The organism is Martinezella tropici, from assembly GCF_008370325.1.
Classification (GTDB): domain Bacteria; phylum Pseudomonadota; class Alphaproteobacteria; order Rhizobiales; family Rhizobiaceae; genus Rhizobium; species Rhizobium tropici_B.
This window is the reverse complement of sequence record NZ_VNIP01000009.1, coordinates 366711-379259: the sequence shown is the minus strand read 5'-3', so window position 1 is coordinate 379259 and position 12549 is coordinate 366711. Positions and strand designations below refer to the sequence as shown.

The following is a 12549-nucleotide window of genomic DNA, read 5'->3' as shown; positions in this document are numbered from 1 at the left end:
TTAAATACGAAAAGCCGCCAAATACTTTAGAGATGCGGATTGCGCGGCCGGTATTTCTTGACCAGCCGCTGGTTGGTCTCCTTGGCGCCCGGCATGTTGGCGCTGAGGTAGACCGGCGGATCGCCATCCTTGCAGAGTTCGGCGGCGACGTCGGCGAAGATGGCGTTCAGCACAGTAGCGCCGACCGCCGTCGATGCCGGGCCGACTTTCAGGCCGGTGCCCGGCAGGTCGATCATGGCATCGCCCGGCGGCAGGCCGTTATCCAGCACGATATCGGCGATATCGGCGAGCTTCCTGCGCCCGTTGGCAATGGCGGCCGAATAGGCCAGCGAGGTGATGGCGATGACGGTGGCGCCGATTTCGCGGCCATAATCCGCTGCCTCGAGCGGCGCGGCGTTGACGCCGGAGTTGGAGGCGATGATCAGCACATCGCCCGGCTGCATGCCGTAACGCTCGAAGATCGGCCGGATGAGGCCTTCGGTGCGCTCATAGACCGAGCTGATGACGGCGCCTTCATGCAGCATGGCGGATCCCACGAGCACGGGGATGGTGAAGGCGAGACCTCCGGCGCGATAATGCACTTCTTCCGCCAGCATGTGCGAATGGCCGGTGCCGAAGACATAGACGCGGCGGTCGGCGCGGGCGGCTATGCAAATGGCGGCGGAAGCCTTGGACATGGGTTCGGCAAGCACCTCGCGCAGGGTTTCCAACCGGCCGATGAGGGCGGAGAAATAGCTGTCCGTGACTGCGCTCATGCCGCGCTTCCTCTTTGCGTGGTTCAGGCCGAAGGCTCGCCGGAGATCCAGGTTTCGGTGACTTCGATGCCGTCGTCGATGTGAACGAGATCGGCGCGCATTCCCGGCGTCAGGTGGCCGCGATCGGCAAGCCGAAGGAAGCGGGCGGGATAGGAGGTCGCCATGCGCAGGGCCTTGGCCAAAGGCAGCTCGAGGATATTGACGCCATAGCGGATCGTTGAGGCCATATCGACATCGGAGCCAGCCAGCGTGCCGTCGTCGAGCGTCAGCTTGGAGCAATAGCCGCCCTTGGTGCGATAGACCGTGCGGCCGTTCAGCGTGAAGCTCGGAAGATCGGTGCCGACGAGCGACATGGCATCGGTGACGAAGAACAGCCGGCCTTCACCGCGCTTGGCGCGCAGCGCGACCCTGAGCGCAATCGGCTCGACGTGATGGCCATCGGCGATGATGCCGCACCAGGGTGTGGGATGGTCGATCGCCGCGCCGACGAGACCGGGTGCCCGATGGCCCATCTGGCTCATGGCGTTGAAAAGATGGGTGACACCGCGCGCACCGGCATCGAACCGCGCATTGGCTGCTTCCGCCGTGCAATCGCTGTGGCCGATGCTGACGATGACGCCGCCTTCGCTGAGTGCCTGCACCTGCCGCTCCGTCACCTGTTCGGCCGCGATGGTGACAAGCAGCGTGCCGATCGCCTCGCGGGCGCGGATGAGGGTTCTGACGTCGCTGTCCTCGACCGGACGCATCAGCTCGGCGAGATGCGCGCCTTTGCGGGCCGGCGCCAGATGCGGACCTTCGAGATGCAGGCCGGCGACGCCGCGATTGGTCTTCACGGCCTCGACGGCCGCTTCGATCGCCGCCGTGGTCGTGGCTGCGACATCGGTGATGAGGGTCGGCAGAAGTGATGTCGTACCGTAGGGGCGATGTCCTGCGGCGATCATATACATGGATTTGGGCGAGGGCTCGTCGTTCAGCATGCGGCCGCCGCCGCCGTTCACCTGTGCATCGATGAAGCCTGGGGAGAGCACACCGCCCTTCAGCTGGATCGTTTCGGCGTTATCGGGCACATCGTTGACACCGGTGACGGCATGGATGCGGCCACTGCCGATGACAAGCGCGCTGTCTTCATGAAAGCGGTCGCCATCGAAGATGCGGGCACCGGTAAAGACCTTGTAGTCCATCACATGGTCTCCGTTACCTTGAGAAGATTAGCCGGCTTATCCGGGTCGAAGCCCTTGCGCCGCGTTACGGACTCGACGAGGCGATAGTAGCACAGCAGCGATACCAGCGGGTCGAGAAGGCCGTTGCCGGTGCTCGGCATGCGCAGGTTTATGCCGGCAAGCGGCGCGGTCGAGAAGGAGACGGCGGTCGCGCCGAGCTTCTGCAGGCGCTCCAGCGCCTGGGCATTGTTGGCGAAGGCGGCATCGTCGGGGGAGAAAGCGACGATCGGGAAGCCCGGCTGCACGAGGCGCATCGGGCCATGCATGAGTTCGGCCAGCGAAAAGGCTTCCGCATGCAGGCCGGCGGTTTCCTTGGCCTTCAGTGCCGCTTCGAGCGCGATGGCAAAGGCGGGGCCGCGGCCACCGGTATAGAGCGAGGAAGCGTTGAAAAGCACGTCCTCGGCAGCCTTGCTGTCGATGCCCGAGGTTGCGGCAAGCGCTTCCGGCAGCTTCGCGAGGCCGGCAGACAGCGCCTTATCCTGCGAAATCGTTGCGGTGACGCCAGCGAGCGCGGCGACGGAAGCGATGAAGGATTTCGTGGCCGCAACGCTCTTTTCCGGGCCGGCATTGAGGCCGAGCACGATATCGGCTTCATTGGCGAGCGGGCTGTCGGTGACGTTGACGACGGCGATCGTGGTTGCGCCGCCCTTCTTGGCAGCGGCCTGCAGCGCGATGATATCCGGGCTGCCGCCGGATTGGGATACCGTGAAGTGGATGCCACCGTTCAGATGAAGAGGCGCGCCATAGACGGAGGCGATCGACGGGCCGACGGAGGCGACCGGGATGCCGCAGGAGATTTCAAAGAGATATTTGAAGAAGGTGGCGGCATGGTCGGAAGAGCCACGCGCCGCCGTCGTGATCAGCGACGGGCGGCCCGAGGCGAAAAGCTTCGCAATCTCGGTAAAAGCGGGCTTTTCCTTTTCAAGCAGGGTCGCGACCACCTCCGGCGATTGTCCGGCTTCCGTCAGCATCAGGGATTGGGTCTCGCTCATTGGTCATCTCCAATTCTCAATTCAGCAACAAAATCATAGGCATCGCCGCGATAATGCGAGCGTGTGTATTCAACGACGCGCTGGTCCGCGAGGCGGGAGACGCGTTCGATCAGCAGCGCCGGCGCCCCGGCCTTGACGGTCAGGATCGATGCGGATGTCGGGTCTAGCGTCACGGCCGTCAACCTCTGCTGGGCGCGCACGGGCTTGAAGCCCCTGGCGGCCAGCGCATCGTAGAGCGATCCTTCGGATATGGCTTCTTCGCCAAGGAATTTGATGGGAACGACGGCGCGCTCGATGGCAAGCGGCTGGCCGTCGGCCAGGCGCAGCCGGTCGAGCCGCAGCACGGGCTCGTCGAGGCCGAGGCCGAGCAGGAAGGATTCCTCCGGCGCGGGTGCGCTGACGGTGCGCGAAAGAATGCGCGCTGCCGGTTCGCGGCCGCGCGAGCGCATATCGGCGGAGAAGGAAGAGAGGCGCCAGAGCGGCTGCTCGATGCGTTCGACATGCTGCGAGACAAAGGTGCCGCTGCCGTGACGAGATTCGATGACGCCCGAGGTGAGCAGGTCGCGATAGGCGGTGCGTACCGTGACACGGCCGATCTGCAGGGCGCCGGCGAGATCGCGCTCGCCCGGAAGCGCCGTTCCGGCCTTGAGCAGCCCTTCCTGGATGAGACCGGTCAGCGCCTGCGCCAGCCGCTTGTAAAGCGGCCCGCTCCCGGTCCCGTCGCTGAGGCCGCGGGTGTTCAATTCGGCGATCAAACTGGTTCTATCCATAGCTATCATATAGAACCTATTTAGAACCAATTCACAAGGTGAATCTGGTAGCAGGCAAAAAAGAATCGGCCGGGCGCTTTGGGCGCCCGGCCGACTTTTCAAGGGAGCAGGACATACCCTGCTCAATTCTTGGTGAAGATATAATCCGTTTCCTGCCGCAATACCTCGCCCGGGCGGAGCACGGCATTGGGGAAACCTTCGTGGTTGATGGCATCGGGCCAGATTTGCGTTTCCAGGCAAAAGCCGGCGAAGGGGCCGATCTTGCGGCCATCATGGCCCGGAACCGGCACGTCCAGCTTGAAGCCGGCATAGAACTGCACGCCCGGTTCGGTGGTGCGTACCTCCAGCGAGACGCCGGAATTGACGCTGCGGGCAAGCACGACGGAGCGCTTGGCTGTGCGCTCGCTCGACAGGCAGAAATTGTGATCGTAGAGCGCCTGCTCGCTTCCCTCGAAGCGCTTCATCGGCGCCATCTCGCGGAAATCGAAGACCGTACCTTCGACGGAGCGGATTTCCCCTGTCGGTATCTGCTTGTCATCCGTTGGAGTGTAGTGATCGGCGGCGATCATGATGTCATGGCCGAGAGCATCGTCGCGGCCGTCGAGGTTGAAATAGGCGTGCTGGCAGACATTGGCGAGTGTCGGCTGGTCGGTGGTCGATTCGTAGGTCACCGAGAGTTCGCCATTGCCATGCACCCGATAGGTCGCGTGGATGGTGCAATTGCCGGGATAGCCGGCACGGCCATCGGGATCGACGATCTTCAGGACGACGCGGTCGGTATCGTGTTCGACGATGGTCCAATTGCGCTTGGCGATATTGTCCTTGCCGCCATGCAGGTGGGTGACGCCCTTCTCGTTGAGCTCCAACTGGTACTGCTCACCGTCGAGCGTGAAGCGGCCAGCACCGATGCGGTTGGCACAGCGGCCGGGCGTGGCGCCGAAATAGGAGGAGTGAAGGGGATAATCGGCAAAATTGTCGAAGCCGAGCAGAAGCGAAGGCTCGTGGCCGTCAAGGCGCAGATCCTGGATGACCGCGCCCCAGGACATGATATGCGCCGTCAGGCCGCCACCGACGATCTTGACGCGATAGACGGTCTCTCCATCGGCCGTCGTCCCAAAATGTTCCCGCTGTAAATTGCTTTCCGTCATATCAGCTCATTCACTCCCTATCGAAATGCGAGGCCAGACCCTGCCCCCATTCGCCGCGATCCGCAACCGGTTCGATGGCGAAATTTAGGGGCGGGCAGAGGGGGATCAAGGCTCCGTCTGGCTATCGAGGCGCTACGCTGCACCGGAAGTATGCAATGCCTGTGACAGAACGGTCGATTCTGTAACGGCCCCTCACCCCAGCCCTCTCCCCGCAATGCGGGGAGAGGGCTGGGGTGAGGGGCCTGGTATGAAGATGCAGCAGGACAATGGTGTGAAAAATCCAGGTTAATCCGCTCAGCGCGACAATTCCTTTGTCGCCTTTTCCAGCCCGCCGAGCGTCAGGGAATACACGCGATCGGTCATCAGGCGGCGGATGACGGAGATGGAGGTCCTATAACTCCAATGGTTTTCCTGAACGGGGGTGGCCAGACGCATTTGCGTAGGTGCTTTGGTGTAGCGTGCCTTCACTGGAGGCACCGTGCTGCCAAGACTATTGTAGCTTACGCAGCGTGGCTTCGGCCTCTTTTTTCACATTCGGAGCGATGAACTGATCAGGAAAGGCGAGGGCGGCGTTATAGTCTGCTATCGCCTTCTTTGTGTTGCCAATTTTTGCAAAAGCACTCCCGCGAGCGGTCAGGCACTCGGGGCAGATCGGTCGAGTGGAGAGGGCAAGATCATATTGAGAAAATGCCGAATCGGTCATGTTTTTCTTCAAATATGCATTGCCAATCCCGATCATCGCATAAACATTATCTGGCTGCAGCTTAAGGCAATCTTGGTAGTCTTGGATCGCGCGATCTGGTTCGCCTCTGGTCAACAGGAGGTCAGCTCGTACACGCAGGGTGAGCGGCTTTACGAATTTGTCTTTCATCGCTTTGTCGAAATCCGCAAACGCCTCTTTGTCTTTGTTCAAAGCGGCGTAGGCCTGTCCTCGACTGACAAAATCCGTGCTGAGTTTTGGGTTTAAATCCAATGCCTTTGTATAGTCCTCAATCGCTAGCTCATATTTATTCATAGCAAAATATACATCGGCTCTGTTTTGGTAATATGTGGGGAGCATAACGCCGTCGGGTTCGGTGAGCTGTATGGCGCTAGCGTAATCGGCTACAGCCTTGTCATATTGCATCGCAAAGCCATATGCTCGCGCCCGGTTACTGAAAGCGTCTGACGATTTCTGCTTAGCGAGTTCAGCAGTGCATAGGGCAATCGCCTGTTCACCCCTTGCTGAAAAACACGTCGCTTCCGCCTCGGTTGTAGTGAGCGTAAGGCTGGAAGCAAACGTCATGTCCGGCCAGGTAGATAGCGCCAACATCATGATTATTGCTGTGAAAGCGTTGGTATTAACTTGCATTTGCCTGTTCGCTTTTTTCAAATTTCGTATCTAGCAGATAACGAAAGATCATCTTGATGAGACAGGATCAAGTTGGATAGGTTATGTAAGCTCAATTTTCCGCTGTTATATTGCGTCAATTTATGACGCTCAGCGCGACAATTCCCGTGTCGCCTTCTCCAATCCGCCGAGCGTCAGGGGATACATGCGATCGGTCATCAGGCGGCGGATGATGGAGATGGAGGTCGTATGGCCCCAATAGTTTTCCGGCACGGGGTTGATCCAGATGCATTTGCGGAAATGGCCGGTCATACGGGCGAGCCAGGTCTCGCCAGCCTCCTTGTTCCAATGCTCCACCGAGCCGCCGGGTTGAGTGATTTCGTAGGGGCTCATGGAGGCGTCGCCGACGAAGACGACGCGGTAGTCGGGGCCGAAGGTGCGGATCAGGTCCGTCGTCGCCGTGATATCGACACGCCTGCGGCGATTGTCCTTCCACACGCCCTCGTAAATGCAGTTGTGAAAGTAGAAATACTCCATGTGGCGGAACTCCGCGCGGGCGGCGGAGAAGAGTTCTTCGACGACGCGGATATGATCGTCCATCGAGCCGCCGACATCGAAGAACATCAGGAGTTTGACGGCGTTGCGGCGCTCGGGCCGCGTCTGGACATCGAGATAGCCATGCTCAGCGGTGGAGCGGATGGTGCCGGAGAGATCCAGCTCTTCCGCCGCGCCCTCGCGCACCCAGCGGCGCAGGCGCTTCAGCGCCACCTTGATGTTGCGGGTGCCGAGTTCGACGCCATCATCGAGGTTCCTGAAGTCGCGCCGATCCCAGACCTTGACGGCGCGGCGATAGCGCGAGGTTTCCTGGCCGATGCGCACGCCTTCGGGGTTATAGCCATAGGCGCCGAAGGGCGAGGTGCCCGCCGTGCCGATCCATTTCGAGCCGCCCTGATGCCGGCCCTTCTGTTCGGCCAGCCGCTCGCGCAGCGTCTCCATCAGCTTGTCGAAGCCGCCTAACGCCTCGATCTCTCGTCTTTCCTCTTCGGTCAGGTGCCGCTCGGCAAGTTTGCGCAGCCATTCGTCGGGAATGGCGGTCGGCTCCACCGCTTCTCCATCGGCATTGCCGCTAATCGCCTCGACACCGCGGAAATAATCGGCGAAGACCTGGTCGAACCGGTCGATGAAGCGCTCGTCCTTGATCAGCGTCGTGCGCGCCAGATAATAGAAGGCCTCGACGTCATAGTCGGCAATCCCTTCTTCCATTCCCTCAAGCAGCGAGAGGAATTCCCGGAGCGTTACCGGCACCTTCGCTTGCCTCAGCTTCAGGAAGAAGGGAATGAACAAGCCTCAAGTCCTTTCCTGGCCGATCTCCTCCAGATCATACGGCGTGGTCTGGTAGATCTCGTTGATCCAGTTGCCGAAGAACAGGTGCGCGTGGCTGCGCCACCGGTTCTGCGGGGGGATTTCCGGGTCGTTATGCGGGAAGTAATTGTGCGGCATCTTGATCGGCACGCCCGCATTCACATCGCGGAAATACTCGTCCGCCAGCGAGGTGGAATCATACTCCACGTGATTGAACATGTAGAGCCGGTTGCAGGCCTGTTCGTGCACGAGGCAGACGCCCATCTCGCTCGAATCCATCAGAATCTGCAGGCCGGGCACTTTTTCGATGTCGGCGCGCTTCACCTCTGTCCAGCGCGAGACCGGAATGGCGAAATCGTCGGAGAAGCCGTTGAGATAGACTGAGGAGGGCTTCAGGTTCTGGTGGCGATAGACGCCGAACGCCTTCTCCGTCAGCGTATATTTCGGCACCTTGTGGAAATGGTAGATCGCCGCCATCGCGCCCCAGCAGACGTTCAGCGTCGAATGGACATTGGTGGCCGTCCAGTCGAAGATCTGCTGCATCTCCTCCCAGTAGGTGACATCTTCGTATTCGAGCAGTTCGATCGGCGCGCCCGTTATGATGAAGCCGTCGAACTTGCGGTGCTTCACCTCTTCCCAGGTCTCATAGAAGGCGAGGAGATGCTCTTCGGAGGTGTTCTTGGCCTTGTGGGCGCCGATGCGCACCAGAGAAAATTCCACCTGCAGCGGCGATGCGCCGACCAGGCGCGCCATCTGGACCTCGGTCTTGATCTTGTTCGGCATGAGGTTGAGAAGCCCGATCTGAAGGGGGCGGATATCCTGACGGAACGCCACCGTTTCGGTCATCACCCGCACGCCCTCGTCCTGGAGGGTTTCAAACGCGGGTAGCGTATCGGGAATCTTGATGGGCATTGTTTTCACTCGACCAAATACAAAAAAACCGGCCGCGATCATGAATCGCTACCGGTCCGCACGCGGCCCTTTAGCGACTTATTTAACGTGGCTGCAAGCCGGCCGGCCAAATCACCACAAGGGAAATTTCATAAACCTGCTGATGCGACGGGTCAATGGGCTAACTCCAGGCGCAGGGGCTGCCTCGCCCTTCGAGGCCCTGGCCTTTGCGCTGACGCTTCAACGCCAGGGCACCTCAGGGTGAGGCGGAGAGGATTCGAGCCGAGGCGCAGCAGATCAGACCTCACTCTGAGGTGCGGAGGCTGAAAGCCGGAGCCTCGAAAGGCGAGGGCGGGTGGCCGGCCTATTTGTCATTTCGGAGAAAGGGCGATTGCATTCCCATATTCCAGCAAGTGGCACAGGTTATCTTGTTTGCCCGCGCGCCAAGAAGGCCAACCGTTCGAAAAGGTGCACGTCCTGCTCGTTTTTCAGCAGCGCGCCGTGCAGCTTCGGCAGTGCGCTCTTTGCATCGGCGCGCAACGTTTCGGGATCGACGTCGTCGGCGACCAGCAGGCGGATCCAATCGAGGGCTTCGGAGGTGGACGGCTTCTTCTTCAGCCCTGGCACGTCGCGGATCTCGAAGAATTGCGTCAGCGCCGCATGGACGAGCGCCTGCTTGATGCCGGGGTAATGAACCTCGACGATGCGCGCCAGCGTCTCCATGTCGGGAAAGCGGATATAGTGGAAGAAGCAGCGGCGCAGGAAGGCATCCGGCAGTTCCTTCTCGTTGTTCGAGGTGATGATGACGATCGGGCGGACGGCGGCCCGGATGGGCTCGCCGGTCTCATAGACATGGAACTCCATGCGGTCGAGTTCCTGCAGTAGGTCGTTCGGGAATTCGATATCGGCCTTGTCGATTTCGTCGATCAGCAGCACGCATTTTTGCGTTGCAGTGAAGGCCTGCCAGAGCTTGCCTTGCCTGATATAGTTGCGGACATCGTGCACCCGCTCGTCGCCGAGCTGGCTGTCGCGCAGGCGCGATACGGCGTCATATTCGTAAAGCCCCTGCTGGGCCTTCGTCGTCGATTTGACGTTCCATTCGATGAGGTCGAGCCCGAGGGCCGCGGCCACCTGACGGGCAAGCTCGGTCTTGCCCGTGCCGGGTTCGCCCTTTACCAGAAGAGGGCGCTCCAGCCTTATGGCGGCGTTGACGGCGACCATCAGATCCTTGTCGGCGATGTAGTCCGCAGTTCCTTGAAATTGCATCGGAGGGCTCTCTCAATCTTTCAAGGGCAAGCTAGTTGCAGACCTAATTCGGTTCAAGGCGCGAAACCGTGTATATACGAACGTGATCGCACTGATCTATTGCAAGGATGGACATGGGGGCGGGTGATGGTTAATTGACGGGATGTGCGTCGCAGGGAAGTGCTGATGGCAGTTGAAACGCAAGCCAAGCCGAATATCCAGGGGAACGAGCAGGTCGGATACGATTTGAGCCTCTTCTTTCGGCTGAGGATGATGTTTTCCGCTTTCTGGAATTCGCCCGTCCGCATCAAGATCATTTCGCTTACCGTCGCGCTCTTCGTGATCATCCTGGTCACGGCCTATGTCCAGGTTCTGCTCAACAGCTGGAACGCGCCCTTCTACGATTCTCTGGCAAGGCGTGATATCACCGCCTTCTTCCATCAGCTCGGCGTCTTCGGCATCATCGCCGGCTCGCTTCTGTTCCTCAATGTCGTCCAGGCCTGGCTCAACCAGATGACCGCGCTCTACATGCGCGAGGGCCTGGCGCGGGATCTGGTCAATCAATGGCTGCAGGCCAAGCGCGCGCTTCGGCTCGCCTCTTCCGGGCTGATCGGCGTCAATCCCGATCAGCGCCTGCATGAAGATGCCCGCAATCTCGCCGAAAGCACGACAGGGCTTGCCATCGGCCTGGTGCAGGCGACGATCCTGCTCTTGAGCTTCATCGGCGTGCTGTGGGAACTGTCCAGCGGCATGGTGTTCAAGGTCAACGGCGCAAGCTTTGCGATCCCCGGCTACATGGTCTGGGCGGCGATCCTTTATGCCGGCTCGGCCTCGTTTCTCAGCCAGTTCGTCGGCCGCCGGCTGGTGCGATTGAATGCGGACCGCTATTCGAAGGAGGCCGAGCTGCGCTTTGCGCTCATGCATGCCAACGAGCATATGGCGGCGATCACCATTGCCGGTGGCGAAGAGAACGAGCGGCGGCGGATCAATCTCGATATATCAGCCGTGCTTGGCGTCATCCGCCAGCTTGCCATCGCCAATACCAATCTGACCTGGGTCTCGGCAGGCTATGGCTGGCTGGTGCTGATCATTCCGATCCTCGTTGCCGCCCCCGCCTATTTTTCCGGCGGCCTGACCTTCGGTCAGCTCATGGTGGCCGTCGGTGCCTTCAATCAGGTCAATTCGGCATTGCGCTGGTATGTCGCCAATTTCGGCCCGATCGCCGAATGGCGCGCCACGCTGATGCGCGTCACCGATTTCCGCAAGGCGCTGACGGAAATGGACGACAAGACGCCAATGCCGCATACGCTCGTCTTCGCCAAGGCGGCGCCCGGCACAATGGTGTGGACCGATCTGGAAGTTTCCACCAAGACCAGTGATGAGGCCACGGAGAACGGTTTCTCGATTGCCGAGGGCACCGTCACCATCCATGCCGGCGAGCATGTTATGATCAACGGCGATCACGGCGTGAACCGCAGGCTGCTGTTCGAGGTGCTGGCGCATCAATGGTACAGCGGTTCCGGCACGGTGAGCTTGCCACCGATGGACGATATGCTGTTCATGCCGCATACGCCCTACGTTCCAAGCGGCACGTTGAGAGAGGCGATCTGCTTTCCCGAGGATCGCGACGCCTATGATGATGCCGCCGTCAACGCCGTCATGGAAAGGGTGGGTCTCGGTCGCCTCAAGAGTCGCCTCGACACGCAGGCCCGCTGGGATCGGTTGCTGGATACCGAAGAGCAGAAAGCCATTGGCTTTGCGCATCTGCTGCTGGCAAAGCCGAAATGGGTCATCCTGGATGATGCCCTGGAAGGGCTGGAGGCCGAAGTTCAGGTCAAGGCCTGTGCCTTGCTGGCCGAATTACCCGATGCGACCTTGATCTATATCGGCCGCTCTGAGGCCTTCATACAGGCCATGTCGCCGCGCCTCCTGCATTTGCAGACTTTGGCCCCGCATGAGCATAGCACCGATATGCAAACGCCTCCCGAAACTGCCAGTGTGGTGCAGAAGAATCAGAAAAAGGCCAGTGCGCCATAACGCGAACTTGTAATGTCGCGTCTTTACGAGTTCGATTTGATTTCCATCCGCCCGAAATGCAAAACGCCCCGTCGCGAGGACGAGGCGTTTTCTCATGCGATGATGCGGCTGACCGCTCAGTCCTTGGCACGCTCGACGTAGGAATTGTCTTCCGTGGCGATGACGACGCGGGTGCCGGCGTTGATGTGCGGCGGCACCATGGTGCGTACGCCGTTCGACAGCATGGCGGGCTTGTAGGAGGACGATGCCGTTTGGCCCTTGACGACCGGTTCGGTCTCGGTGATCTCGAGCGTGACGTGGCGCGGCAGTTCGAGCGCCAGCGGAATGCCTTCGTGGATCGATAGGACGCAGGTCATGCCTTCCTGCAGATAGGCCTTCTGGTCGCCCATGGTGTCGACGTCGACGACGACCTGATCGTAGTTGGACGGGTTCATGAAGTGGAAGCCTTCACCGTCTTCATAGAGGTACTGGAAGTTCACGTCTTCGACGAAAGCGCGCTCGACCTGCTCGGTGGTGCGCCAGCGCTCGGAGACCTTCACGCCGTCGACGATGCGGCGCATGTCGACCTGGGTGACCGGCGTACCCTTGCCCGGATGAAAGTTCGCGGCGGTAAGAACGACATAGAGCTTGCCGTCGACGTCGAGAACGTTGCCCTTGCGGACGGAAGAGGCGATGACCTTGACCATAAGACTTCCTTGTAACGCTGCGTTTTGCGTCGTAGAGGGACTGTCGAAATGCTCTCCGAGACGCAGCAATTGTTTGCTTGGGGGCGCAACTACCCTAAATTAATGGAAATTGC

Annotated in this window: 12 protein-coding genes and 1 riboswitch; of the genes, 1 reads left to right on the top strand and 11 read right to left on the bottom strand. The window is 60.3% G+C overall.

Translation table 11 applies throughout. The features are described 5' to 3' along the window. Positions 1–26: 26 nt before the first annotated feature. The 10 genes from FP026_RS18655 to FP026_RS18615 form a co-directional block, all read right to left on the bottom strand. On the bottom strand, positions 27–755 hold the full coding sequence (locus FP026_RS18655; protein ID WP_149636108.1) for an SIS domain-containing protein: 729 nt from the start codon (positions 753–755) through the stop codon (positions 27–29). Positions 756–778: 23 nt separating this feature from the next. Further along, a complete protein-coding gene (gene nagA / locus FP026_RS18650) occupies positions 779–1936 on the bottom strand; it encodes an N-acetylglucosamine-6-phosphate deacetylase (protein WP_149636107.1) in 1158 nt (385 codons plus the stop codon). Beyond that, positions 1936–2967 carry an SIS domain-containing protein gene (locus tag FP026_RS18645; protein ID WP_149636106.1) on the bottom strand — a complete coding sequence of 344 codons (1032 nt, stop codon included), beginning with the start codon at positions 2965–2967 and terminating at the stop codon, positions 1936–1938. Before FP026_RS18645 ends, nagA begins: the two co-directional genes overlap by 1 nt. Next, the gene (locus FP026_RS18640; RefSeq protein WP_149636105.1) at positions 2964–3737 is read right to left on the bottom strand and encodes a GntR family transcriptional regulator; all 774 of its coding nucleotides are present in this window, start codon (positions 3735–3737) and stop codon (positions 2964–2966) included. The genes FP026_RS18645 and FP026_RS18640 overlap by 4 nt, the downstream gene beginning before the upstream one ends. 122 nt (positions 3738–3859) lie before the next feature. Then, positions 3860–4885, bottom strand: a complete 1026-nt coding sequence (locus FP026_RS18635) for an aldose epimerase family protein (RefSeq protein ID WP_149636104.1) — start codon at positions 4883–4885, stop codon at positions 3860–3862. A gap of 294 nt (positions 4886–5179) precedes the next feature. Next, positions 5180–5353, bottom strand: coding sequence for a hypothetical protein (locus FP026_RS30275; protein ID WP_188112620.1), 174 nt, complete (start codon positions 5351–5353; stop codon positions 5180–5182). A gap of 22 nt (positions 5354–5375) precedes the next feature. Beyond that, complete coding sequence (locus FP026_RS18630) at positions 5376–6257, bottom strand: tetratricopeptide repeat protein (RefSeq protein WP_149636103.1); 882 nt, start codon at positions 6255–6257, stop codon at positions 5376–5378. A 108-nt stretch (positions 6258–6365) separates the two neighbouring features. Then, entirely contained in the window at positions 6366–7559 is a 1194-nt protein-coding gene (locus FP026_RS18625; RefSeq protein WP_149636102.1) for a vWA domain-containing protein, read from the bottom strand. Positions 7560–7562: 3 nt separating this feature from the next. Then, a complete protein-coding gene (gene metA, locus FP026_RS18620) occupies positions 7563–8489 on the bottom strand; it encodes a homoserine O-acetyltransferase MetA (RefSeq protein WP_149636101.1) in 927 nt (308 codons plus the stop codon). Positions 8490–8539: 50 nt separating this feature from the next. Next, a riboswitch (SAM riboswitch) is annotated at positions 8540–8617 on the bottom strand. Between the two features lie 274 nt (positions 8618–8891). Next, positions 8892–9734 carry an AAA family ATPase gene (locus tag FP026_RS18615; protein ID WP_149636100.1) on the bottom strand — a complete coding sequence of 281 codons (843 nt, stop codon included), beginning with the start codon at positions 9732–9734 and terminating at the stop codon, positions 8892–8894. 165 nt (positions 9735–9899) lie between these two features. On the opposite strand from FP026_RS18615, the gene FP026_RS18610 reads away from it, so the two are divergent. Next, a complete protein-coding gene (locus FP026_RS18610; protein ID WP_149636099.1) occupies positions 9900–11750 on the top strand; it encodes an ABC transporter ATP-binding protein/permease in 1851 nt (616 codons plus the stop codon). Positions 11751–11866: 116 nt separating this feature from the next. Here the strand turns inward: FP026_RS18610 and efp are convergent, their stop codons facing one another. Next, positions 11867–12436 carry an elongation factor P gene (gene efp / locus FP026_RS18605; RefSeq protein ID WP_149636098.1) on the bottom strand — a complete coding sequence of 190 codons (570 nt, stop codon included), beginning with the start codon at positions 12434–12436 and terminating at the stop codon, positions 11867–11869. Between the last annotated feature and the right edge of the window lie 113 nt (positions 12437–12549).

What these genes read in the sequence shown, in the direction of transcription:
- nagA (WP_149636107.1), bottom strand. Translation starts at nt 1,936, where the DNA reads ATGGACTACAAGGTCTTTACCGGTGCCCGCATCTTCGATGGCGACCGC.
- FP026_RS18615 (WP_149636100.1), bottom strand. Translation starts at nt 9,734, where the DNA reads ATGCAATTTCAAGGAACTGCGGACTACATCGCCGACAAGGATCTGATG.
- FP026_RS18635 (WP_149636104.1), bottom strand. Translation starts at nt 4,885, where the DNA reads ATGACGGAAAGCAATTTACAGCGGGAACATTTTGGGACGACGGCCGAT.
- efp (WP_149636098.1), bottom strand. Translation starts at nt 12,436, where the DNA reads ATGGTCAAGGTCATCGCCTCTTCCGTCCGCAAGGGCAACGTTCTCGAC.
- FP026_RS18610 (WP_149636099.1), top strand. Translation starts at nt 9,900, where the DNA reads ATGGCAGTTGAAACGCAAGCCAAGCCGAATATCCAGGGGAACGAGCAG.
- FP026_RS18640 (WP_149636105.1), bottom strand. Translation starts at nt 3,737, where the DNA reads ATGGATAGAACCAGTTTGATCGCCGAATTGAACACCCGCGGCCTCAGC.
- metA (WP_149636101.1), bottom strand. Translation starts at nt 8,489, where the DNA reads ATGCCCATCAAGATTCCCGATACGCTACCCGCGTTTGAAACCCTCCAG.
- FP026_RS18655 (WP_149636108.1), bottom strand. Translation starts at nt 755, where the DNA reads ATGAGCGCAGTCACGGACAGCTATTTCTCCGCCCTCATCGGCCGGTTG.
- FP026_RS18645 (WP_149636106.1), bottom strand. Translation starts at nt 2,967, where the DNA reads ATGAGCGAGACCCAATCCCTGATGCTGACGGAAGCCGGACAATCGCCG.